Origin of the sequence: Albimonas pacifica (assembly GCF_900113695.1) — a bacterium.
Classification (GTDB): domain Bacteria; phylum Pseudomonadota; class Alphaproteobacteria; order Rhodobacterales; family Rhodobacteraceae; genus Albimonas; species Albimonas pacifica.
Genome location: NZ_FOQH01000013.1, coordinates 51,854 through 72,866, shown reverse-complemented (window position 1 = coordinate 72,866; position 21,013 = coordinate 51,854). Strand labels below are relative to the sequence as shown.

At 72.4% G+C, this 21,013-nt stretch carries 20 protein-coding genes; 6 read left to right on the top strand and 14 right to left on the bottom strand.

The genetic code is table 11. The features are described from left to right. The first annotated feature begins 18 nt into the window (after window positions 1-18). Window positions 19-570 carry a lipid-binding SYLF domain-containing protein gene (locus tag BM064_RS23520; protein ID WP_092864903.1) on the top strand — a complete coding sequence of 184 codons (552 nt, stop codon included), beginning with the start codon at window positions 19-21 and terminating at the stop codon, window positions 568-570. Between the two features lie 57 nt (window positions 571-627). On the opposite strand, the gene BM064_RS23515 is transcribed toward BM064_RS23520, so the two are convergent. From BM064_RS23515 to BM064_RS23495, 5 genes are all read right to left on the bottom strand, one after another. After that, the gene (locus BM064_RS23515; RefSeq protein WP_092864900.1) at window positions 628-1,137 is read right to left on the bottom strand and encodes a hypothetical protein; all 510 of its coding nucleotides are present in this window, start codon (window positions 1,135-1,137) and stop codon (window positions 628-630) included. Further along, entirely contained in the window at window positions 1,134-1,481 is a 348-nt protein-coding gene (locus tag BM064_RS23510; protein WP_092864897.1) for a hypothetical protein, read from the bottom strand. The genes BM064_RS23515 and BM064_RS23510 overlap by 4 nt, the downstream gene beginning before the upstream one ends. A 139-nt stretch (window positions 1,482-1,620) precedes the next feature. Further along, window positions 1,621-2,388 carry an SDR family NAD(P)-dependent oxidoreductase gene (locus BM064_RS23505; RefSeq protein ID WP_092864894.1) on the bottom strand — a complete coding sequence of 256 codons (768 nt, stop codon included), beginning with the start codon at window positions 2,386-2,388 and terminating at the stop codon, window positions 1,621-1,623. A gap of 197 nt (window positions 2,389-2,585) precedes the next feature. Beyond that, complete coding sequence (locus tag BM064_RS23500; RefSeq protein ID WP_092864891.1) at window positions 2,586-4,109, bottom strand: acetyl-CoA acetyltransferase; 1,524 nt, start codon at window positions 4,107-4,109, stop codon at window positions 2,586-2,588. 246 nt (window positions 4,110-4,355) lie between these two features. Then, the gene (locus BM064_RS23495) at window positions 4,356-5,570 is read right to left on the bottom strand and encodes an acyl-CoA dehydrogenase (RefSeq protein WP_092864888.1); all 1,215 of its coding nucleotides are present in this window, start codon (window positions 5,568-5,570) and stop codon (window positions 4,356-4,358) included. 97 nt (window positions 5,571-5,667) lie between these two features. On the opposite strand from BM064_RS23495, the gene BM064_RS23490 reads away from it, so the two are divergent. Beyond that, the gene (locus BM064_RS23490; RefSeq protein ID WP_177236382.1) at window positions 5,668-6,567 is read left to right on the top strand and encodes a LysR substrate-binding domain-containing protein; all 900 of its coding nucleotides are present in this window, start codon (window positions 5,668-5,670) and stop codon (window positions 6,565-6,567) included. 318 nt (window positions 6,568-6,885) lie between these two features. Here BM064_RS23490 and BM064_RS23485 read toward each other — a convergent pair whose 3' ends face one another. From BM064_RS23485 to BM064_RS23470, 4 genes are all read right to left on the bottom strand, one after another. Beyond that, window positions 6,886-7,686: an NAD-dependent epimerase/dehydratase family protein gene (locus tag BM064_RS23485; RefSeq protein ID WP_218161116.1), complete on the bottom strand. Its 801-nt coding sequence runs from the start codon at window positions 7,684-7,686 to the stop codon at window positions 6,886-6,888. Between the two features lie 4 nt (window positions 7,687-7,690). Next, window positions 7,691-8,974, bottom strand: coding sequence for a TRAP transporter large permease (locus tag BM064_RS23480; protein ID WP_092864882.1), 1,284 nt, complete (start codon window positions 8,972-8,974; stop codon window positions 7,691-7,693). Then, entirely contained in the window at window positions 8,965-9,582 is a 618-nt protein-coding gene (locus BM064_RS23475) for a TRAP transporter small permease (protein WP_218161115.1), read from the bottom strand. Before BM064_RS23475 ends, BM064_RS23480 begins: the two co-directional genes overlap by 10 nt. Before the next feature lie 70 nt (window positions 9,583-9,652). Then, on the bottom strand, window positions 9,653-10,642 hold the full coding sequence (locus tag BM064_RS23470; protein ID WP_092864879.1) for a TRAP transporter substrate-binding protein: 990 nt from the start codon (window positions 10,640-10,642) through the stop codon (window positions 9,653-9,655). Between the two features lie 230 nt (window positions 10,643-10,872). Here BM064_RS23470 and BM064_RS23465 point away from each other — a divergent pair, with 230 nt between their 5' ends. The 4 genes from BM064_RS23465 to BM064_RS23450 all read left to right on the top strand — a co-directional run bounded on the left by BM064_RS23465 (window position 10,873) and on the right by BM064_RS23450 (window position 14,592). Next, on the top strand, window positions 10,873-11,628 hold the full coding sequence (locus BM064_RS23465; RefSeq protein ID WP_092864876.1) for a FadR/GntR family transcriptional regulator: 756 nt from the start codon (window positions 10,873-10,875) through the stop codon (window positions 11,626-11,628). Between the two features lie 74 nt (window positions 11,629-11,702). Then, window positions 11,703-12,605, top strand: a complete 903-nt coding sequence (gene kdgD / locus BM064_RS23460; RefSeq protein ID WP_092865020.1) for a 5-dehydro-4-deoxyglucarate dehydratase — start codon at window positions 11,703-11,705, stop codon at window positions 12,603-12,605. Between the two features lies 1 nt (window position 12,606). Beyond that, window positions 12,607-13,740, top strand: a complete 1,134-nt coding sequence (locus BM064_RS23455; protein ID WP_092864873.1) for a mandelate racemase/muconate lactonizing enzyme family protein — start codon at window positions 12,607-12,609, stop codon at window positions 13,738-13,740. Continuing rightward, window positions 13,741-14,592 (top strand): amidohydrolase family protein, encoded by an 852-nt coding sequence (locus BM064_RS23450; protein WP_092864870.1) that lies wholly within the window; start codon window positions 13,741-13,743, stop codon window positions 14,590-14,592. A gap of 439 nt (window positions 14,593-15,031) precedes the next feature. Here BM064_RS23450 and BM064_RS23445 read toward each other — a convergent pair whose 3' ends face one another. The 5 genes from BM064_RS23445 to BM064_RS23425 are packed head-to-tail and all read right to left on the bottom strand — an operon-like array spanning window position 15,032 to window position 20,987. Beyond that, window positions 15,032-15,247 carry a formate dehydrogenase subunit delta gene (locus BM064_RS23445; protein WP_092864867.1) on the bottom strand — a complete coding sequence of 72 codons (216 nt, stop codon included), beginning with the start codon at window positions 15,245-15,247 and terminating at the stop codon, window positions 15,032-15,034. Window positions 15,248-15,257: 10 nt separating this feature from the next. Next, window positions 15,258-16,091 (bottom strand): formate dehydrogenase accessory sulfurtransferase FdhD, encoded by an 834-nt coding sequence (locus BM064_RS23440; RefSeq protein WP_092864864.1) that lies wholly within the window; start codon window positions 16,089-16,091, stop codon window positions 15,258-15,260. Continuing rightward, the gene (gene fdhF / locus BM064_RS23435; RefSeq protein WP_092864861.1) at window positions 16,091-18,940 is read right to left on the bottom strand and encodes a formate dehydrogenase subunit alpha; all 2,850 of its coding nucleotides are present in this window, start codon (window positions 18,938-18,940) and stop codon (window positions 16,091-16,093) included. Before fdhF ends, BM064_RS23440 begins: the two co-directional genes overlap by 1 nt. Window positions 18,941-18,951: 11 nt before the next feature. Continuing rightward, entirely contained in the window at window positions 18,952-20,496 is a 1,545-nt protein-coding gene (locus tag BM064_RS23430) for a formate dehydrogenase beta subunit (RefSeq protein ID WP_218161118.1), read from the bottom strand. Next, entirely contained in the window at window positions 20,496-20,987 is a 492-nt protein-coding gene (locus BM064_RS23425) for an NADH-quinone oxidoreductase subunit NuoE family protein (RefSeq protein WP_092864855.1), read from the bottom strand. Before BM064_RS23425 ends, BM064_RS23430 begins: the two co-directional genes overlap by 1 nt. Window positions 20,988-21,013 lie beyond the last annotated feature (26 nt).

The window sequence follows — 21,013 nt, the reverse complement described above, 5'->3', positions numbered from 1 at the left end:
CCCAGGGGGAGAAAACCGATGAACCGACGCGATGTTCTTTCCGCCGCGGCCGCCGTGACGCTCGCCGCCGCCGCGCCCGCTCCGGCCATGGCCCAGAGCCTGTCCGAACTCGAGTCCCAGGCCGACCGCACCATGGAGCGCCTGATCGCCACCCAGCCCGTGACGCAGGAGATGTTCGACGGCGCCGCCGGCCTGCTGATCTTCCCCGAGATCGTGAAGGGCGGCCTGATCCTGGGCGGCGCCACCGGCAAGGGCATCCTGCGCGTCGAGGGCGCGACGGCCGGGGTCTACCGCTCGGCCGCCGTCAGCTACGGCCTGCAGGCGGGGATCCAGCGCTTCGGCTACGTGATGGTGTTCATGACCGAGAATTCGCTGGCCTATCTCGACGACACCGACGGCTGGGAGGTCGGCGTCGGCCCCTCGATCGTCTACGCCGACGACGCGATGCTGGCGGGCAAGCTCTCGACCACCACCTACCAGGACGGGGTCTACGTGTTCTTCGTCGACCAGCGGGGCTTCTTCGCCGGCGCCGGGATCGAGGGCACCAAGATCACCCGCATCGCGGACTGATCCCGGCCGGAACGACGCGCGCCCCGGGGCCGGAGCGGCCCGGGCGCGCGCGCACGCTCAGTAGGCGTCGCAGACGCCGTCGCCGTTGTTGTCGACGCAGGTGTTCTGGGGCTCGCTCGAGTTGGCGATGGCCGCGCCCACGCCGAGCCCGATGACCCCGCCGACCAGCGCGCCGGCCAGCCCGTCGTTGTCGTCGTCGTCGTAGTAGTAGCGCCCGCCGCCCGGCCGATAGCCGTTGTAGCCCGGCCGTCCGCGGTTCACGACGATGTTGTTCCCGCTCTTGTAGTTCACGCCGGCGCCGTGGCGGCCCGAGCCGGGCTTGCGCACCGGCGCGCCGCCGCGATTTCCGGGCCGGGCGCCGGGGCCCTTGCCCTTGCCGGACTTCTTGGCGAGCAGGATCTCGCCGGCGGGATCGGGCGCCTCGGCGATCCCCGGGATCGCCAGCGGCGCGAAGAGGGCCGGCGCGGCTCCGTCCGCCGCCCCGGGCGCCGCGCCCGAGGAGGGGGCCGCCCCCGCCGCGCTTGCGGCAAGGCAGGCGGCCGCTGCGGAAAGGACCAGGCGTCTCATTCCTCGGCCTTCAGGTCGTAGTCGGTGCGGATGCCCTCCCACTGCTCCAGCATCGCCGGGCAGTCGATCTCCGACGCCTCCACCGCCGAGCCGTAGCCGACGCCGGTGGCGTAGAGGAAGGCGAGGTCCGAGCCGACGTCCTGCACGATCAGGTCGAACAGGTGATGCGCCTCTTCCTTGAAGGTGGTCCGCCCGTCCTCGGGGGTGCAGGCGTAGGCGTTGCCGATGGCCAGCGCCAGGCTGCGGACCTTCGCGGCCATGTCGTCCTGGGCGTCGGACTGGGCCTGCGCCGCCGCCGGGAGGGCGAGCAACGCCCCCGTCATCATCGCGATCGCTCTCTTCATCGAATCCTACTCCCCTACGGCCTCTCCGGGCGCTCTGGTGGGCAGAGGATACGCTCCCGCGACGCTACGGCAAATGAACCTTCGCGCAACGGTTGCACCGGCGCGCGCGCCGGGCGCGCGCCCTGCAGGACGGGGCGCCCTAGCGCCGCGCCCCCGCGGTCGAGCCGCCGTCCACCTGGTAGAGGCCGCCGGTGCAGAAGCTCGCCTCGTCCGACAGCAGCCAGCAGACCAGGGCGGCGACCTCCTCCGGCTCGCCGTAGCGGCCGAGCGGGATCGCGGCCTTCAGGGCGGCGGCGGCGCGCTCGGGGTCGCCCTTGCCGTAGCCCTCCTCCAGCGCGTGGATCATGCGGGTGTCGATGGGCGCGGGGTGCACGGTGTTGACCCGGATGCCGTGGGCCGAGCCCTCGAGCGCCGCCGTGCGCATCAGCCCGATCACCGCGTGCTTCGAGGTGGTGTAGCGCGACAGCCCCGTCGCGCCCCGCAGGCCGGCGGTCGAGGAGGTGATCACCACCGAGCCCCCCGTCGCCTTCATCGCCGGGAACAGCGCCGCCAGACCCACGAAGGGCCCGCGCACGTTGACCCGCATCACATGGTCGAAGGCCGAGACGTCGCCCTCCTCCAGCGGCGCGATCGGCCCCTCGACGCCGGCGTTGAGGAAGGCGCAGTCGATTCGCCCGAAGGCGGCCATGCCCTTGTCGACGGCGGCCTGCATGACCGAGGGCTCGGCGACGTCGCCCGGCGCGATCTCGGCCCCGCCGAGCTCGGCCGCCAGCGCCTTCAGCGGCGCCTCCTCCAGGTCCTGCAGCACGAGCTTCGCGCCCTCCGCCGCCATCCGCCGCGCGGTGACGGAACCGATGCCGCCGGTCGCGCCGGTGATCAGCGCGATCTTGCCCTCGAAACGAGCCATGGTCTTCCTCCCGCCCGGATCCGGCCGGGCCCCGGCCCGGCGCAGCCGGGCATTCTTGATTTTGGCGGCCCGGCGCAGCCGGGCGTTCTTGATTTTGGCGGCCCGGCGCAGCCGGGCGGTCCTGGTTTTTTCAGGGGCGCGCGCGCCCCCTTGGGGGACGCGCGCCGATCATCGGGCCGCGGGGCGGCGGGCGCGGCTCAGCCGGCCCGCTTCCAGACCTGCAGCGGCGCGCCGCCGTCGGGGGCGGGCGCGGTCCCCGGCACGATCTCGCCCGCGGCGCCCACCGGCTCCTGCGCGCCGTCGGTCAGCCAGGCGATGGCGGCCGCGTCTTCGCCGGGCACCAGGGCGACCGTGCGCGCGCCCTGGGCGGTGCGCGCCACGATCACCCCGTTCCGGGGCGCCCCGTCGCGGCCGTAGAAGACGGTGTAGGTCTCGACCGTGGCGGGGCCCTGGTAGCTCTCCACCAGCTCCGGCACCGGGTCGCGCAGGGCGTCGGCGTCGGCCTGGTGGTCGAACTCGGCGGGGAAGGACGCGCCCGGGATCGGCTCGCGCCCCAGCACGATGGTGCAGGAGTAGGTGGCGTGCCCGCCGTTGGCGAAGACCAGCCCCAGCTTCGCGCCGCCCCGGATCTTCTCCACCATCGCGGCGAGCGCATGGCTCATCACGTTGCCGATCGGCCCGCCTCCGAAGGTCAGCCCGCCATAGACCGTGGCGGGCTTCTCCGCCGGCCAGCCCAGCACGCGCCGCGCCATCTTCGGCACGCAGGGGAAGCAGGAATAGAGCTCCACCGCGTCGAGGTCCTTCGCCTCGACCCGGTTCTTCTCCAGCGTCTTGCGGATCGAGACCTCGATGGTCGCGGTGCGGTCGTAGCGGTCGCGCCGCAGGATGTCGGGATCCTCCTGCGCGCGCGCGGCGAGGCCGACATGCACCAGCCGCTCCTCCGGGATCCCCGCCTCGCGGGCGGCGGCGAGGCTCGCCACGATGAAGCCCGCGCCCTGGTTGACCGAGCCGTTGGCGACCATCAGCTTGGAATAGGGGAAGGCGATCGGCCGGTTGCCGCCCTCGGGCGAGAGGATGTCGGCCGGCTCCAGCGGCTTCCTGAGCCAGGCGTCGGGGTTTTCGGCGGCGACCTTGGACATCAGCGACCAGATCAGCGCGCTCTCGTCCTGGCCCTCGGCAAGGCTCTGCCCCCAGGCCGCGCGGCAGCCGTTTTCATAAAGCGGATAGACGTCCACCGGCGCCGTCAGCCCGTAGCGCGCGCGCAGCATCCCCTTCGAGCGCCGCTCCGAGGAGGCGCGCGAGGCGTTGGCGTCCCCGCCCCCTGCGGCGGCCGCCCGGCGCGCGGCGGTCCTCAGCGCCTCGCCCCCGGTGACGGCGGCGACCTCGACCTCGCCGCGCCCGATCAGGTTGGCGGCCTCGGCGAGCAGCGTCACCGGTCCGTCGCCCATCGGCCCCGGCGTGACCTTGAGATGCGCGGGCCGGGCGCCCAGCGCCGTCGCCACGCCTTCGGCCAGGTTCCCGAGCCCCGGGCAGGAGATCTGGTCGACGACCGCGACCGATCCCAGCCGCGCCAGCCAGCCGCCGCCGGCGTCCGCATCCGCGCGCCGCAGCGCCTCGACCATCAGGCCGAGCGAGTCGAGCCCCTGCTCGGGGTCCTCCGGCCGATCGTTGACCTGTCCGACGCCGATGACGACCGGAATCCGCCGCGGGTCCTCGCTCACGCGCGCCCTCCTTCTGCTGCCGCCGACCCCCGCAGGACCCGGCCGCGCTCCTCCACCGCCCGCGACGCTATTTGCCTGCCGACCGGTCGTCAATCGCGCCCCCGCGGCGCCCCCGCCCCAGGCCTCGCCGGGAGCGCCTGGTCTCGGGTGGGTTCCCGAAGCGCAGAAGGCCCCGCCGAAGCGGGGCCCTCCTGAGGCCCGCAAGGGCCGAGGCGAAGGAATGCCCGCAACGCGGGCGCCGCGTCCTCAGAAGAACGCCTGCAGCCCGGTCTGCGCCCGGCCCAGAATGAGCGCGTGCACGTCATGCGCGCCCTCGTAGGTGTTCACCGTCTCGAGGTTCATCGCGTGGCGCATCACGTGATACTCCGCCGAGATCCCGTTGCCCCCGTGCATGTCCCGGGCCATCCGCGCGATGTCCAGCGCCTTGCCGCAGTTGTTGCGCTTGATGATCGAGATCATCTCCGGCGCCGCCATCGCCCGGTCCATCAGCCGCCCGACCCGCAGGGCCGCCTGCAGGCCCAGCGAGATCTCGGTCTGCATGTCGGCGAGCTTCTTCTGGAACAGCTGCGTGTTCGCCAGCGGCCGGTTGAACTGCTTGCGATCCAGCCCGTACTGGCGCGAGCGGAACCAGCAGTCCTCCGCCGCCCCCATCACCCCCCAGGCGATGCCGTAGCGGGCGCGGTTGAGGCAGCCGAAGGGACCCGACAGGCCCTCGATGTTGGGCAGCAGCGCGTCCTCTCCGACCTCGACGTTCTCCATCGTGATCGAGCCGGTGATCGAGGCGCGCAGGCTCAGCTTCTGCTCGATCTTGGGCGCCGAGAGCCCCTTCATCCCCTTCTCGAGCACGAAGCCGCGGATCTTGCCGCCATGGGCGTCGGACTTGGCCCAGACCACGAACACGTCGGCGAAGGGGGCGTTCGAGATCCACATCTTCTCGCCGGTCAGCCGGTAGCCGCCGTCGATCTTCTCGGCGCGGGTCTTCATGCCGCCGGGGTCGGAGCCCGCCTCGGGCTCGGTCAGCCCGAAGCAGCCGATCAGCGTGCCAGCGGCGAGGCCCGGAAGATACTTCTTCCGCTGCTCCTCGGAGCCGTAGGCGTAGATCGGGTACATCACCAGGCTGGACTGCACCGACATCATCGAGCGGTAGCCCGAGTCCACCCGCTCCACCTCCCGCGCGATCAGGCCGTAGGAGACATAGCCCGCGCCGATCCCGCCGTATTCCTCGGGGATGGTGGAGCCGAGCAGCCCCATCTCGCCCATCTCGGCGAAGATCTCGGGCTCGGAGGTCTCCTCCAGGAAGGCTTTCGTCACGCGGGTCGCCAGCCTCTCCTGCGCGAAGGCGTGGGCGGCGTCCATCAGGGCGCGCTCGTCCTCCTCCAGCTGGTCGGCCAGCAGGAACGGGTCCTCCCACACGAACGACGCCTGCGACGGACGATCCTTGGGCTTGAGCTGCGCGGTCATGGCTTCCCTCCGGGCATTGCGGTTTGCGTCTCAATACAGCCCCCGAGCCCGCGCCGGAAATTTGTTTCCCGCATCCATTCATGCAACAATCGCAAGAATGAGCCACCCGCGCCGCCTCTACCCCTCGATCACCGCGCTCTGCGCCTTCGAAGCCGCCGCGCGGCTCGGCAGCTTCACCGAGGCCGCCGCCGAGCTCTCGCTCAGCCAGTCCGCCCTCTCCCGCCAGATCGCCGCCCTGGAGGACCACCTCGGCCGCCGCCTGCTGGAACGCTCCACCCGCCGCGTGGCGCTGACCCCCGAAGGCGCCGCCTATGCGCGCGAGGTCGCCCCCGCCCTCTCCCGCATCCGCGACGCGACCCTGGGCCTGATGACCGACTCCGGCCGCCGCTCCCTGACCATCGCCCTGCTGCCGACCTTCGGGACCCGCTGGCTGATGCCCCGCATGCCCCGCTTCGCCGCCGCGCATCCCGACGTCACCATCGCCTTCGCCACCCGCATCGGCCGCTTCGACCTCGCCGCCGAGCGCATCGACGCCGCCATTCACCACGGGGCCGAGGACTGGCCCGGCGCCCGCCTCACGCCCCTGATGGCCGAGACGGTGATCCCCGTCGCCTCCCCCGCCTTCCCCGGCGCCGCCGGGGGCCTGAGCGCGGAGGCGGTGCGCGAGGCCCCGAAGCTGCTGATGCGCTCGCGCCCCCACGACTGGCAGGACTGGTTCGCCGCCCACGCCCTGCCCGCCGCCCCCGCGCAGGGCATGGCGTTCGAGCAGTTCGCCCTGGTGATCCAGGCCTGCCAGGCCGGCGTGGGCCTCGCGCTCGCCCCCGATTTCCTCGTGCGCCCCGAGCTCGCCGACGGCCGCCTGGTGCAGGTCGGCCGCCCGATCCGCTCCCGCGGCGCCTACTGGTTCGTGGAGCCCGCCGAGGGCCCGCCCCGCGAATCCGTCCGCCTGTTCCGCGACTGGCTGCTGGCCGAGGCCGCCGACGCCCCCTCTGCCTGACGCCCGCAGTCCCCGGCGCCCGGCGCGCCACGCCGGCGGCCCTCGCGGAGCGCCTGTTCTCCGGAGCCGTCCATCGCTGATGCCGATCAGAGCGACTCGCCCCCTCCGGTCAAGGATCGCGAAGCGACCGCGCGCAGCGCGGCTTGTCCTTGACCGGAGGGGGCGAGTCGCTCAGGCATCTTCAGCGATGGACGGATCCGGAGGACAGGCGCGGGGCTTGTTCTTGGGTGAGTTCCGGAGCGGCCTGCGCGTCTCGCAGCGCCCCCTCGCCCCGGGCGCCCGCCAGCCAAGCCCGCCCGCAGGGCGCCTGCAGTCCGCTCAGTCCTCGTAGTGCCCCGCCGCCGCGAACCCGCCCCCCTGGTAGCGGTTCGCGGGATCGTCGACCGCCGGCGGCGTCATCGCCGCGTCCAGCTTCGCGCGGAAGGCCTCGGAGGAATCCTGCGGGACCCAGCCCACGTAGCCGACCTTCGAGTTGTCCCACCACCGCTCCGCATTCGCCGACGCCCCGTAGATCACCGGGCAGCCCAGCCGAGGCGCGCGGAACACCGCCTCGCACAGCCGCACGAAGTCGTCGGGCGACAGCCACGTCGCCAGCATCCGGTGGTCCCGCGGCTCGGCGAAGCAGGAGCCGATGCGCACGCGCGCCGTCTCGATCCCGAACTTCTCCCAGTAGAGCATCGCCACCGCCTCCCCGAACACTTTCGAGACGCCGTAGAGGCTGTCCGGCGCGAAGGGGCTGTCGGCGTCCAGCATCCGCTCGCGCGGATGGAAGCCGATGGCGTGGTTGGAGGAGGCGAACAGCACCCGCCGCACCCCCGCCTTCCGGGCCGCCTCGTAGAGGTGGTAGAGCCCGGTGAGATTGCCGTTGGAGATCTCGGCGAAGCTCCGCTCCACCGAGACGCCGCCCAGGTGCAGGATCGCGTCGCAGCCCTCGACCACCTCGCGCACCCGCTCGAAGTCGCCGAGATCGCAGGTCATCACCTCCTCGCCCGGGCCCGCCGGCGTCATCTCGACGACGTCGGAGAGGCGGATCGTCTCGGCGAGACCGCCGAGGCGCTCGCGCGCCAGGCGGCCGAGGCCCCCGGCCGCCCCGGTGATCAACAGGCGCTTCAGCTTCATCCGCTCACTCCAGCAACAGGCTCGGCAGCCCCAGCGAGATCGCGGGGACGTAGGTCACCAGCATAAGAGCCGCGAAGACCGCCACGTAGAAGGGAAAGATCGTGCGCACCGCCTGCTCGATCCGGATGCCGCCGATCACGCAGCCCACGAAGAGGCAGGCGCCGACCGGGGGCGTGCAGAGGCCCAGCCCGAGGTTCATCATCATCATGATGCCGAACTGGATCGAGTCCATGCCGATGCCCGTCGCCACCGGCAGGAAGATCGGCGTGCAGATCAGGATCAGGGCCGCCATGTCCATCACCATGCCCAGCGCCAGCAGGATCAGGTTCAGCATCAGGAGGATCACGATGGGATTCTGCGAGATGCCCATCAGCAGGTCGGTCAGCTGCTCGGGCACGCGGTAGAGCGCCAGCATGTAGGCGAAGGCCGAGGCGCAGCCGACCAGCACCATCACCAGCGCCGTGGTGCGCACCGCGCTGACCACCGCGGCGCGGAAGGCGGTCCAGGTCAGCTCCCGGTAGACGACGCCGGTGACGACCAGCGCGTAGAGCGCGCCGAAGGCCCCGGACTCGGTGACGGTCAGCACGCCCGAGAGCACGCCGCCGACGATGATCACCGCCGTCATCAGGCCCGGCAGGCTGTCGGCGAAGCTCAGCGCCAGGGCGCGCCAGCCGGGGAAGGTCTCGGCCGGGTAGCCGCGCCGCACCGCCACCCAGTAGGCCGCCGCCATCAGGCACAGGCACATCAGGATCCCCGGCATCACGCCCGCCAGGAACAGGTTCGAGACCGAGATCCCGCCCCCCGCCGCCACCGCGAACAGGATCATGTTGTGCGAGGGCGGGATCACGATGCCGGCGATGGAGGAGGTCACCGTCACGTTCACCGCATAGTCGGCGTCGTACCCCTTCTCCTTCATCACCGGCATCAGGATCGAGCCCAGCGCCGAGGTGTCCGCCACGGCCGAGCCCGAGATCCCCCCGAACAGCATCGAGGAGGCGACGTTCACCGTGCCGAGCCCGCCGCGCACCGAGCCGACGGCGGCCGCGGCCAGCGTCACCAGCCGGCGCGCGATGCCGCCATGCAGCATCAGCTCGCCCGAGAAGATGAAGAACGGGATCGCCAGCAGCGAGAAGGTCGAGACCCCCGACATCATCCGCTGGAAGGCCACGAACAGGGGCAGCCCCTCGTAGGCGAAGCAGGCGACGGCCGCGAGGCCCAGCGCGAAGGCCACCGGCGCGCCGGCGATCAGGCCCAGCGCGAAGACGCCGAACAGAAGCGTCAGTCCCATGGCAGGCTCCGGGTGGGGGCGACGGCCCGCTGCGCGAGGCGCAGGGCGACGAACAGGAGGCCCAGGGCGCCGAAGGCGACCAGGGCGGCGTAGCGCCAGGCCTCGGGCAGGCCCAGCATCGGGATCTCGCGCGCGAGGTTGGTCCCGACCAGCTTCCAGCCCTGCCAGGTCATCAGCCCGCAGAACACGGCGACCATCACGTCGGCCAGCACCCGCAGCGCCGCGCGGGGCACGGGGGGCAGGCTCTCTCGGATGAAGTCGATCGAGAGATGGCTCTCGTCCCGCACGCCGACGGCGGCGCCCAGGAAGGTGATCCAGGCGATCAGCAGGATCGCCAGCTGCTCGATCCAGGTGGGCGTGTCGTTGAGCACGTAGCGCCCGAAGACCAGCCAGCCCATCAGCAGCACCAGCGCCACGATCTGCACGCCCGCGACGGCCATGCAGACCCGCGCCAGCGCCCCCATCGCCCGGTCGAGCGCCGGGAACGGCGGCGCGATGACGTCGGGCTTCGGCTCGGCGAGCTCGGGGATCTCGCCGAAGACGCCCTCGCCCGGCGCGCGGCCGGCGCGGGGCTCCTCGGGACCGGGGACGGAGGGGCCGGCGCTCATGCCGCCCCCTCCGTCAGGTCGTGGGACGCGCAGGCGGATCGCCGCGCGCCCCCCTGCCCGTCCCCGGCCCTCACTTCACGGCCTTGATGTCGTCGATCCAGGACTTCAGCTCCGGGTTCTTCTCGATGAAGCCCGCGTAGACCGGGTCCATCGCCGACTGGAAGGCGGCCTTGTCCTCGACCTCGTTGATCTGGGCGCCGGCGCCCTTGACCTTCTCGAGGCTGGTCTTCTCCCGCTCGGCCCAGAGCTCGCGCTGCATCGCCGCCGCCTCGACGGCGGCCTGCTTCACCGCGGCCTTGTCCTCGTCCGACAGCGCCTCCCACGAGGCGGTGGAGACGCACAGGCACTCGGGGATGATCAGGTGCTCGGTGATCGAGTAGTAGCCGGCGACCTCGTAGTGGTTGGTCGACTCGTAGGAGGGGTAGTTGTTCTCAGCCCCGTCGATGACCCCGGTCTTGAGGGACTGGTAGACCTCGCCGAAGGCCATCGGGGTGGCGTTGCCGCCCAGCGCGCCGATCATGTCGACGTAGAGCTGGTTGTTCATCACCCGGACCTTCATCCCCTGCACGTCGGCGGGGGTCTTAACCGGCTTCTTGGTGTTGTAGAGGCTGCGCGCCCCGCTGTCGAACCACGACAGCGCCACCAGCCCCTGCTCGGCCAGCGCGTCGGAGAAGCGCTGCCCGATCTCGCCGTCCATCACCTTGTGCATCTGGTCGACGGACGAGAAGATGAAGGGCAGCGACAGGATGTTGGTGGCCGGCACGATCGGGCCCATCGGCCCCATGTTGAAGTTGCCGAAATCCAGCGCGCCGTTGCGGGTCTGCTCGATGGCGTCGGGCTGATCGCCCAGCACGGCGTTGTGGTAGACGGTGGGCGTCACCCGCCCGTCCGTCGCCTCGGCCACCTTTTCGGCGAAGGCGTCGAGCGCGATGCCGTTGGGATAGGTCGGCGGGTGGATGTTCCAGCCGCGCCAGTCCTTCGCCGCCAGCGGCGAGGCCGCGAGCGCGGTCAGCGCGGCGAGCGCCGCGGCGCCCAGCTTCAGTCTGGAAATGCGGGTCATGAGGTCCTCCCGGAATCGGCGGCCCTTGCTCCCTGGCCGCGCTGGCGCTTGTTGTCGCGGCGTGACCCTGCCAATTCATATGATGACTTGTCAACACGAGATATGACGTTCGCCCTTGCATTCCGGCGCGGAGCGAGGGAGTCTCGCCCCCGACCGAAGCCACGCCCCGCCCGGTCGGTCGCCCCCGGGCGCCGAGCGACGGCCGGCGCCCGCGGGGGAGACAGACCCGGATGACATCGCCCAGCCGCAGCCCGGCCCGCGCCCCCGGCCGCAGGAGCCTGACCGCCGGGGTGATCGAGGCGCTGCGCGGCGAGATCCTCTCGGGCGCGCTGACCCCCGGCGACAGGCTGCCCACCGAGCCCGCCCTGATCGCGCGCTTCGGCGTCTCGCGCACCGTGATCCGCGAGGCCATCGCCGAGCTGCGCGCCGACCGCCTGGTCGAGAGCCGGCACGGCGTCGGCGTCTTCGTCCTGGAACGGGCGGAGCCCCCGGCCGCCGGCATCCCCCTGCCCGCCTTCTCCAAGATTTCCGATATGATCGAGGAACTTGAGCTGCGCGCAGCGGTCGAGATCGAGGCCGCCGGCCTCGCCGCCCAGCGCGCCTCCCCGGCCCAGGAGGCGGAGATCGAGGACTGCCACCGCCGCTTCGCCCAGGCCGCGCGCAGCGGCGCGCCCTCGGCCGAGGCGGACTACGCCTTCCACATGGCCATCGCCCGGGCGACCAACAATCCGCGGTTCGAGATGTTCCTCTCCCAGCTCGGCCGGCGCACCATCCCGCGCGAGAAGCTGCGCGACGCGCTGGGCGCGAACCCGCCCGCCCCGGACCTCGCCCGGCTGGAGGCGGAGCACGCGGACGTGGCCGACGCCATCGCCCGGCACGACCCCGGCGCCGCCCGCGCCGCCATGCGCGCGCACCTGCTGGGCTCCGCCGACCGCTACCGCTCGCTCGCCCGGCTCGCCGCGGCGGCGGAGCGCGGGGAGGCTTGACCGGGGTCGCGACGTCATCATATGACTTGACGCGTTCGCAGTCGATCACGCCGGAGCGCGCCATGACCCCCGCCCTGTCCCCCGCGGAGCTGAAGACCCGGATCGCCTCCGGCCTGCTGTCGTTCCCGGTGACCCATTTCGACGCCGACCTGGGGCTGGACCTCGCCTCCTACGCCCGCCACGTCGACTGGCTGTCGGGCTTCCCCGCGGCCGCCCTCTTCGCCGCCGGCGGCACCGGCGAGTTCTTCTCGCTGACCTCGCGCGAGATCGGCCGGGTGGTCCGCGCCGCCAAGGAGGCGTCCGGCGCCACCCCCATCATCTCCGGCTGCGGCTACGGCACCGAGATGGCGAAGGAGATCGTGCGCGAGGCCGAGGCCGCCGGCGCCGACGGCATCCTGCTCCTGCCCCACTACCTGATGCGCGTCCCGCAGGAGGGGCTCTTCCAGCACATCCGCGCCGTCTGCGCCTCCACCGGCCTGGGCGTGATCGTCTACAACCGCGACAACTCGATCTGCTCGACCGAGACGCTGCAGCGCCTCGCCGACGCCTGCCCCAACCTGATCGGCTTCAAGGACGGCTCCGGCCAGATCGGACTGGTGCGCGAGATCACCCGCACCCTCGGCGACCGGCTGAGCTACATCGGCGGCATGCCCACCCACGAGCTCTTCGCCGAGGCCTACGACGGGGCGGGCGTCTCGACCTACTCCTCGGCCGTCTTCAACTTCGTCCCCGGCATGGCCATCGACTTCTACGATGCCCTGCGCGCCGGGAACTCGGCGAAGATGGGCGCGCTGCTGGACGACTTCTTCTTCCCCTTTGCAAAGATCCGGGACCGGCAGCCGGGCTACGCGGTCTCCCTCATCAAGGCCGGCGTCGCCGCGGCCGGCTACGGCTCCGGCCCCGCCCGCCCGCCGCTGACCACGCCCTCGGCCGAGGAGACGGCGATGCTCAAGGCCCTGATCGAAAAGGTCTCCTGAGATGCGGATCGCGGCGATCCATCCCCACGTCCTGCGCCACGACCTGGACGCGCATTTCCAGAGCGCCTTCTCCACCTTCGCCACCCGCTGGGCCTGCCTGGTGGAGGTGGTCTGCGACGACGGCACGGTCGGCTGGGGCGAGTGCCTGGGCCCCGCCGCCCCCAACGCCGCCCTGGTGCGCGCCATGGCCCCGCTCGCCCTCGGTCGCGACCCGCGCGACATCGAGCCGATCTGGACCGAGATCTACTCCCAGTTCCGCGACCAGGGCCAGCGCGGCGCCACGATGACCGCGCAGAGCGGCATCGACATCGCGCTGTGGGACGTCGCAGGCAAGTCCTTCGGCGTCCCCGTCCACCGCCTGCTCGGCGGCGCATACCGCGCCGACGTCCCCTGCTACGCCACCGGCGGCTTCCGCCCCGTGGGCCGCGACCGCGACGAGGCGCTGGCCGAGGAGCTGCGGGGCTACCGCGAAGCCGGCTTCACCGCCGTGAAGATCAAGATCGGCTACGGCGTGGCGGCCGACGTCGCCTCGATCCGCCTCGCGCGCGAGGTGCTGGGCCCCGGCATCGCCCTGATGATCGACGCCAACCACGGCTACGACGCCGTCGAGGCCATCCGCCTCGGCCGCGCCGTCTCCGACCAGGATATCGACTGGTTCGAGGAGCCCGTGGTCCCCGAGCTCCTCGACGCCTATGTCGAGATCCGCGCCCGCCAGCCGATCCCCGTGGCGGGCGGCGAGACCTGGCACGGCCGCGCCGGCTTCGCCGAGGCCATCGCGAAACGCGCCGTCGACATCCTGCAACCCGACGTCTGCGGCTGCGGCGGCATCACCGAGATGCGCAAGATCGTCTCGCTGGCCGAGACCGCCGGCATCCGCGTCACCCCCCATGTCTGGGGCACCGGCGTGGCGCTGGCCGCCAGCCTGCAGATGCTCGCGACCCTCCCCCCCACGCCGCCCCGCCACGCCGAACGCGAGCCGCTGCTGGAGTTCGACCAGACCTGGAACCCGTTCCGGCAGGAGATTCTTTCAATCCCCATCGCCCAGACCGCCGGCCGCGTCGCCATCCCCCAGGGCCGGGGCCTCGGCATCGAGATCGACCGCGCCGCGCTGGCCCGCTACACCGTGGAGGCCTGAATGGAGCGCCCTCTCTCCGGCCGCCCCCCGCGCCTGACGCTGCCGCCCGGCGCCATCGACACGCAGATGCACTGCTACCTGCCCGGCTTCCCCGCCGCCCCCGGCGCGATCCCGCTGCCCGAGGGCGACGTCGGCCCCGAGGCTTACCGCAAGCTGATGGCCTGGCTGGGAATTTCGCGGGTGGTGGTGGTGCAGGGCAACGCCCACGGCGCCGACAACGCCAACCTCTGCGCGGTCCTCGAGGCCTTCGGCGAGATCGCCCGCGGCGTCGCCGTGATCACGCCGGAAACCCCCGACGCCGAGCTGGAGCGCCTGCACGAAGCCGGCATTCGCGGCGCCCGGATCATGGACCTCCCCGGCGGCGCCGTGGGCCTCTCGGCCCTGCCCGAGGTCGCCGCGCGTGCCCATGCCATGGGCTGGACGCTGAACGTGCAGTTCGACGGCTCGGACATCGAGGCGCACGAGCCCGCCCTCGCCGCCATCCCCGGCCGCTACGTGATCGACCACCACGGCAAGTTCTTCTCCGGCGCCGCCCCCGGCGACGCCCGCACCGCCGCCCTCCTGCGCCTGCTCGACCGCGGAAACGCCCATCTCAAGCTGGCCGGCTGCTACGAGTCCTCGCGCGCCGGCGCGCCCGACTACGCCGACGTCTCCGCCGTCGCCCGCCTGGTCGTCGCCCACGCCCCCGAGCGCGCGATCTGGGGCACCAACTGGCCCCACAACCTTGCGAAGACCCCCGAGACCTACCCCGACGACGCGGCCCTGACGGACCTGCTCCTCGACTGGGCCCCGTCCGAGACCGCGCGGCAGGCGATCCTCGTCGACACCCCCGCCGCCCTCTACGGCTTCTGAGCCTCCCCCCGCCGCCCCCGCGGCGGCGCCTCCCCTCCGCCTCTGCGCGGAGGGGCTTTTCGCCCCGCCGCCCCCGGTTGCGGCGTTGACAGCTGTCAACTCCGCCCGCCCCAGGCGCCGGGGCGCCACGCCCGCAGCCCTCGCAAAGCGCCTGTTCTCCGGAGCCGTCCATCGCGGATGCCGATCAGAGCGACTCGCCCGCCCCGGTCAAGGATCGCGCAGCGACCGCGCTTGCGCGGCTTGTCCTTGACCGGGGCGGGCGAGTCGCTCAGGCGATCCAAGCGATGGACGGATCCGGAGAACAGGCGCGGGGGCTTTGTTCTCTGGTGAGTCAGGAGCCCGCCGGAGGCTCCCCGCCTCGCCGACCCCTCGCAACATCCCTCGATCCGGGACGCTGCCAAGCCCGCCCGCAGGGCGCCTGCAGACCGCCGCGCCGCCGTCAGGCGGCGCCCAGCGCCCGCTCGGCCCCGCGCTTCGCCAGCCCGTCCAGCCCCTCGCCCCCGGCCGCGAGATGCCCGCGCAGCCCGTCGCGCATCCGGGGGTCCCAGAACTGGCGGATGTGGTCGGCCACGCCCTCGACCGCCTCGTCCTCCGGATAGGCCCGGAAGTAGGCGGCGATCTGGTTGGCCATGGTCACGAGCTCGTCGGTCTTCATCGGGGGGCCTTCATGCCGGGGTTTCCATCGGGCGCTCCGCCGGGGCGGGGTCGAAGATCATCAGCGCCTCGCCGGCGAGCCCCGCGACCCGCAGCCCCGCCTGCCCCGCCACCCTCAGCGCCAGCGCCGAGGGCGCCGAGACCGCCGCCAGGAACGGCGCGCGCAGGACGCAGGCCTTCTGCACCATCTCGACGCCCACCCGGCTCGACAGGATCACGAAGCCGGCGGAGGCGTCGCGCCCCTCGCGGGCCAGCGCGCCGGCCAGCTTGTCCAGCGCGTTGTGCCGGCCCACGTCCTCGCGCACCCGCTCCATCGTCCCGTCCCAGGCGCAGTAGCCCGCGGCGTGGGTCGAGCGGTTCTCGGAGCGCATGCGCTGGGCGCCGGGGAAGGCGGCGAAGGCCGCCAGCACGGCGGCGGCCTCGGGGACGCGGCCCCGCACCCGCGGCGGGCGCGGCAGGGCGGCCGAGATCGTCTGCGCCCCGCAGATCCCGCAGCCGGCGCGGCCGGCCAGCGTGCGGCGGCGGTCCGAGGCGGCGGCGACGCGGGCGGGGTCCAGCACCAGGTTCGCGACGATGCCGTCGGCGGCCTCGGCGAGGCGCAGTTCATGCAGGTCGGAGGGGGTCTCGATCAGGCCCTCGGTCAGCGCGAAGCCCACGCAGAAATCCTCGAGGTCCGAGGGGGTCGCCATCATCACCGCGAAGCTTTCGCCGTTGAGGAGGATGGCGACCGGCGTCTCCTCGGGCACCGCCCAGGCGGCCGCGGTCTCGCCCGCCGGCCCGACCAGGCGGCCGGGCGCGGCGGGGGAGACGGACGCGTCGCCCAGGTCGAGGCGCAGGATCTCCATCACTCGGCCGGCAGCGCCACGCGGTGGTGCACGTCTTCCATCTCGCGCCGCCACTCCTGCCAGTCCGAGGGCCCGTTGGAGGGCGTCACCTGCACCGCCGTCACCTTGTATTCCGGGCAGTTGGTGGCCCAGTCGGAGTTGTCGGTGGTGATCACGTTCGCCCCCGAGTGCGGGTGGTGGAAGGTGGTGTAGACCACCCCCTGCGGCATCCGCTCGGAGATCTCGGCCCGCAGCATCGTCGCCCCGGTCCGCGAGGCCACCGAGACGAAGTCGCCGTCGGCGATCCCCCGCTCCTCGGCGTCATGCGGATGGATCTCCAGCACGTCCTCCTCATGCCAGCGCGAGTTCTCGGTGCGCCGCGTCTGGGCGCCGACGTTGTATTGGCTGAGGATCCGCCCCGTGGTGAGGATCAGCGGGTAGCGGCGGTTGGCGCGCTCCGAGGTCGGCACGAACTCGGTCAGCATGAACCGGCCCTTGCCGCGCACGAAGCCGTCGACATGCATGATCGGGGCGCCGTCCGGGTAGGCCTCGTTCACCGGCCACTGCAGGGAGGGGCCTGCGTCCAGCCGCGCGAAGCTGACGCCCGCGAAGGTGGGCGTCAGGCGGGCGATCTCGTCCATGATCTGCGAGGGGTTTTCGTAGGCCATGTCATAGCCCATGGCACGAGCCAGCCGGCAGACGGCCTCGGATTCCGAGAGGCCGGACTTGGGGGCCATCACCGGGCGGACGCGGTTGATGCGGCGCTCGGCGTTGGTGAAGGTGCCGTCCTTCTCCAGGAACGAGGTTCCGGGCAGGAAGACATGGGCGAAGGCCGCGGTTTCGTTGAGGAAAAGGTCCTGGACGACCACGCAGTCCATCGCGCGCAGGGCCTCGTGGACGTGCAGCGTGTTGGGGTCGGACTGGGCGATGTCCTCGCCCTGCACGAAGAGGCCGCGGAAGCTGCCGGCCAGCGCCGCGGCGAACATGTTGGGGATGCGCAGGCCCGGCTCGTCGAGGAGCGGCACGCCCCAGTCGGCCTCGAACTCCGCCCGCACGGCGTCGTCGGAGATGTGGCGGTAGCCCGGCAGCTCGTGCGGGAACGAGCCCATGTCGCAGGAGCCCTGGACGTTGTTCTGGCCGCGCAGCGGGTTCACGCCCACGCCCTCGCGCCCGATGTTGCCGGTCGCCATCGCCAGGTTCGCCATGGCCATCACCATGGTCGAGCCCTGGGAGTGCTCGGTGACCCCCAGGCCGTAGTAGATCGCGGCGTTTCCGCCGGTGGCGAAGAGGCGGGCCGCGGCGCGCAGGGTCTGCGCGTCCGTGCCGATGGTCTCGGCCAGGGCCTCGGGGGAGTTGCGCTCTTCGGCGACGAACGCGCGCCAGCGCTGGAAGTCCTTGGCCTCGCAGCGCTCGGCGACGAAGGTTTCGTCGATCAGGCCCTCGGTGACGACCACATGGGCCAGCGCGTTCATCACCGCCACGTTGGTTCCGGGGCGGAGCTGGACGTGGTGGGCGGCCTCGACATGGGGGGTTCGCACCAGGTCGATCTTGCGGGGGTCCAGGACGATCAGCTTCGCGCCCTCGCGCAGGCGCTTCTTCATGCGCGAGGCGAAGACGGGGTGCGCGTCGGTGGGGTTGGCGCCGATCAGCAGGATCACGTCGGCCTTCTCGACCGACTTGAAGTTCTGGGTCCCGGCCGAGGTCCCGAACGTCTGCTTCAGCCCGTAGCCGGTCGGCGAGTGGCAGACCCGCGCGCAGGTATCCACGTTGTTGTTGCCGAAGGCCGCGCGGATCATCTTCTGGACGACGTAGACTTCCTCGTTCGTGCAGCGCGAGGAGGTGATGCCGCCGATCGAGCTCTTGCCGTGCTCCGACTGGATCGCGTGCAAGCGTTCGGCGGCGAAGGCGATGGCCTCCTCCCAGCCGACCTTGCGCCAGGGGTCGGTGATCGCGTCGCGGATCATCGGCTCGGTCTGGCGGTCCTTGTGGGTGGCGTAGCTCCAGGCGAAGCGGCCCTTGACGCAGGAGTGGCCCTCGTTGGCGCCGCCGTCCTTCGAGGGGACCATGCGGATCACCTCGTTCCCCTGCATCTCGGCGCGGAAGGAGCAGCCGACGCCGCAATAGGCGCAGGTGGTGTCGACGTGGCGGGTGGGCGTGCCGTGCTGGACCACCGATTTCTCGACCAGCGTCGCCGTCGGGCAGGCCTGCACGCAGGCGCCGCAGGAGACGCAGTCGGAGGAGAAGAAGTCGTCGAAAGACGCGCCGGCGGAGACGCGGCTGTCGAACCCGCGCCCCTCGATGGTCAGCGCGAAGGTGCCCTGCACCTCCTCGCAGGCGCGCACGCAGCGGGAGCAGACGATGCACTTCGAACTGTCGAACTGGAAGTAGGGGTTCGACAGGTCGATGGGGGCGGCGTGGGCGTCGTCGTGGTGGTTGTCGCCGTCCATGCCGTAGCGGACCTCGCGCAGGCCCACGGCGCCGGCCATGTCCTGCAGCTCGCAATCGCCGTTGGCGCCGCAGGTCAGGCAGTCGAGCGGGTGGTCGGAGATGTAGAGCTCCATCACCCCCTTGCGCAGCTTTTCGAGGCGCGCGGACTGGGTGGTGACGCGCATCCCCTCGCGCACCGGCGTGGTGCAGGAGGCGGGCGTGCCCTTCATCCCCTCGATCTCCACCAGGCACATGCGGCAGGAGCCCCAGGACTCCAGCATGTCCGTGGCGCAGAGCTTGGGAATGTCCCGCTCGACGTGGGAGGCGGCGGCCATGACGGACGTGCCCTCGGGGACCGAGACCGGCTCTCCGTCGATCCACAGCGTCACCGAGGCGCCCTCGCGGGCCGGGGTGCCGCGGTCGATTTCCTTCATAAGGCCCATGACGGTCTCCCTTACTCGGCGGCGTGTTCAGTGACGGGGGCTGGCGCCCGGTCGAAATCCTCGGGGAACAGGCGAAGGGCCGAGAGCACCGGCATCGGCGTCAGGCCCCCCATGGCGCAGAGCGAGCCGTCGCGCATCAGCTCGCACAGGTCCTCGACCAGCACCATGTTGGCGGCGACGTTCTCGCCGCGCAGGATTTTTTCGACGGTCTCTCGACCCCGCGTCGCGCCGACACGGCACGGAGTGCATTTTCCGCAGCTCTCGATCTCGCAGAACTCGAAGGCGAAGCGGGCCATGGCGCCCATGTCCACCGTGTCGTCGAAGACGGTGATCCCGCCGTGGCCGAGCATCGCGCCCGCCTCGGCCAGCGCCTCGTAGTCCATCGGCAGGTCCAGCTGCTCGTCGCAGACATAGGCGCCGAGCGGGCCGCCGAGCTGGGCGGTGCGGAACGGGCGGCCGGAGGCGGTGCCGCCGCCGAACCCCTCGATCAGCTCGCGCGCCGTGACGCCGAAGGCCTTTTCGATCAGCCCCCCACGGGCGACGTTGCCGCCCAGCGTGAAGGGCTGCGTGCCGGTGGAGCGGCCGACGCCGTAGTCGCGGTAGAACGCTGCGCCCTTGGCCAGGATCAGGGGGACGGCGGCCAGCGTCAGGACGTTGTTGACGACGGTGGGCTCGCCGAACAGGCCCGCGATGGCGGGGATCGGGGGCTTGGCGCGGACTACGCCGCGGCGGCCCTCGATCGAGTTGAGCATCGAGCTCTCCTCGCCGCAGATATAGGCCCCCGCGCCGCGGCGGACCCGCAGGCGGAAGGCGCGGCCGGAGCCGCCGAGGTCCTCGCCCAGCCAGCCGGCGCGCTCCATCACCTCGATGGCCGCGGTCATGCGGGCGATGGCCTCGGGGTATTCGGAGCGGATGTAGATCCAGCCCTCGGTCGCGCCGGTGGCGAGCGCCGCGATGGCCATGCCCTCGATCAGGAGGAACGGGTCCCCCTCCATCAGCATGCGGTCGGCATAGGCGCCGCTGTCGCCCTCGTCGGCGTTGCAGCAGACGTGCTTGCGGGGGGCCGACTGCTCGTGGACCGTCTTCCACTTGATGCCGGTGGGGAAGCCCGCGCCGCCGCGGCCGCGCAACCCGCTGTCGAGCACGGCGGCGCAGATCGCCGCCCCCTCCATGCCCAGCGCCGCGCGCAGGCCGGCGAGGCCGCCGTGGGCCTCGTAGGCCGCGAGATCCAGCGGCGGGGTGATCCCGCAGCGGGCGAAGGTCAGGCGCTGCTGGTCGGCGAACCAGGGCAGATCCTCGGGGGGGCCGAGGCGCAGGGGGTGCGGACCGGCGGAGGGCAGCGCGTCGAGCAGGTCGGGCAGGTCGGCAGGCGTCACGGGGCCGTAGGCGATGCGGCCCTGCGGGGTCTCGACCTCGACCATAGGCTCCAGCCACAGGGCCCCGCGGGAGCCGGTGCGCACGATCTCGGCCGAGGGGATGCGGGCCGCGATCCCCGCCGCCACCTCGTCGGCGCCGACCGAGCGGGCGGCGCTGTCGTCAGGGACGAAGATGCGGATCATCGGGCGGGCTCCGACAGGGCTGCGTCCAGCGCGGCGTCGAGGCGCTCGGCCGAGGCGCGGCCGATCAGCCGGCCGTCGACGCGGGCGGCGGGCGCCAGGGCGCAGTTGCCGAGGCAGTAGACCGGCTTGATGGTGACGCCGTCGGCCGAGGTCTCGCCCAGCGCCGCGCCGCGGCGGGCGCAGACGGCGGCGATCAGGGCCTCGGCCCCCATCGCCTGGCAGGACTCGCCGCGGCAGAGCTGAAGCTCGACCCGGCCCTCGGGGGCCTGGCGGAAATCGTGGTAGAAGGTGAGGACGCCGTGCACCTCGGCGCGGCCCAGGTTCAGGGCGAGCGCGATCTCGGGGACGGCGTCGGGGGGGACGTGGCCCTCGGCCTCCTGGAGGTCGTGGAGTATCTCGATCAGCGCGGCGGGGTCGTCGCCGTGGCGGGCGCAGATCTCCCGCGCCGCGGAGGCGCCCTCGAGGGGCGGCCTGGCTGGGTTCGGCATTCGGGCATCCTCCCGTCGCGCGCCGG

What these genes read in the sequence shown, in the direction of transcription:
- BM064_RS23520 (WP_092864903.1), top strand. Translation starts at nt 19, where the DNA reads ATGAACCGACGCGATGTTCTTTCCGCCGCGGCCGCCGTGACGCTCGCC.
- BM064_RS23515 (WP_092864900.1), bottom strand. Translation starts at nt 1,137, where the DNA reads ATGAGACGCCTGGTCCTTTCCGCAGCGGCCGCCTGCCTTGCCGCAAGC.
- BM064_RS23510 (WP_092864897.1), bottom strand. Translation starts at nt 1,481, where the DNA reads ATGAAGAGAGCGATCGCGATGATGACGGGGGCGTTGCTCGCCCTCCCG.
- BM064_RS23505 (WP_092864894.1), bottom strand. Translation starts at nt 2,388, where the DNA reads ATGGCTCGTTTCGAGGGCAAGATCGCGCTGATCACCGGCGCGACCGGC.
- BM064_RS23495 (WP_092864888.1), bottom strand. Translation starts at nt 5,570, where the DNA reads ATGACCGCGCAGCTCAAGCCCAAGGATCGTCCGTCGCAGGCGTCGTTC.
- BM064_RS23490 (WP_177236382.1), top strand. Translation starts at nt 5,668, where the DNA reads ATGAGCCACCCGCGCCGCCTCTACCCCTCGATCACCGCGCTCTGCGCC.
- BM064_RS23485 (WP_218161116.1), bottom strand. Translation starts at nt 7,686, where the DNA reads ATGAAGCTGAAGCGCCTGTTGATCACCGGGGCGGCCGGGGGCCTCGGC.
- BM064_RS23480 (WP_092864882.1), bottom strand. Translation starts at nt 8,974, where the DNA reads ATGGGACTGACGCTTCTGTTCGGCGTCTTCGCGCTGGGCCTGATCGCC.
- BM064_RS23475 (WP_218161115.1), bottom strand. Translation starts at nt 9,582, where the DNA reads ATGAGCGCCGGCCCCTCCGTCCCCGGTCCCGAGGAGCCCCGCGCCGGC.
- BM064_RS23470 (WP_092864879.1), bottom strand. Translation starts at nt 10,642, where the DNA reads ATGACCCGCATTTCCAGACTGAAGCTGGGCGCCGCGGCGCTCGCCGCG.
- BM064_RS23465 (WP_092864876.1), top strand. Translation starts at nt 10,873, where the DNA reads ATGACATCGCCCAGCCGCAGCCCGGCCCGCGCCCCCGGCCGCAGGAGC.
- BM064_RS23455 (WP_092864873.1), top strand. Translation starts at nt 12,607, where the DNA reads ATGCGGATCGCGGCGATCCATCCCCACGTCCTGCGCCACGACCTGGAC.
- BM064_RS23450 (WP_092864870.1), top strand. Translation starts at nt 13,741, where the DNA reads ATGGAGCGCCCTCTCTCCGGCCGCCCCCCGCGCCTGACGCTGCCGCCC.
- BM064_RS23445 (WP_092864867.1), bottom strand. Translation starts at nt 15,247, where the DNA reads ATGAAGACCGACGAGCTCGTGACCATGGCCAACCAGATCGCCGCCTAC.
- BM064_RS23440 (WP_092864864.1), bottom strand. Translation starts at nt 16,091, where the DNA reads ATGGAGATCCTGCGCCTCGACCTGGGCGACGCGTCCGTCTCCCCCGCC.
- fdhF (WP_092864861.1), bottom strand. Translation starts at nt 18,940, where the DNA reads ATGGGCCTTATGAAGGAAATCGACCGCGGCACCCCGGCCCGCGAGGGC.
- BM064_RS23425 (WP_092864855.1), bottom strand. Translation starts at nt 20,987, where the DNA reads ATGCCGAACCCAGCCAGGCCGCCCCTCGAGGGCGCCTCCGCGGCGCGG.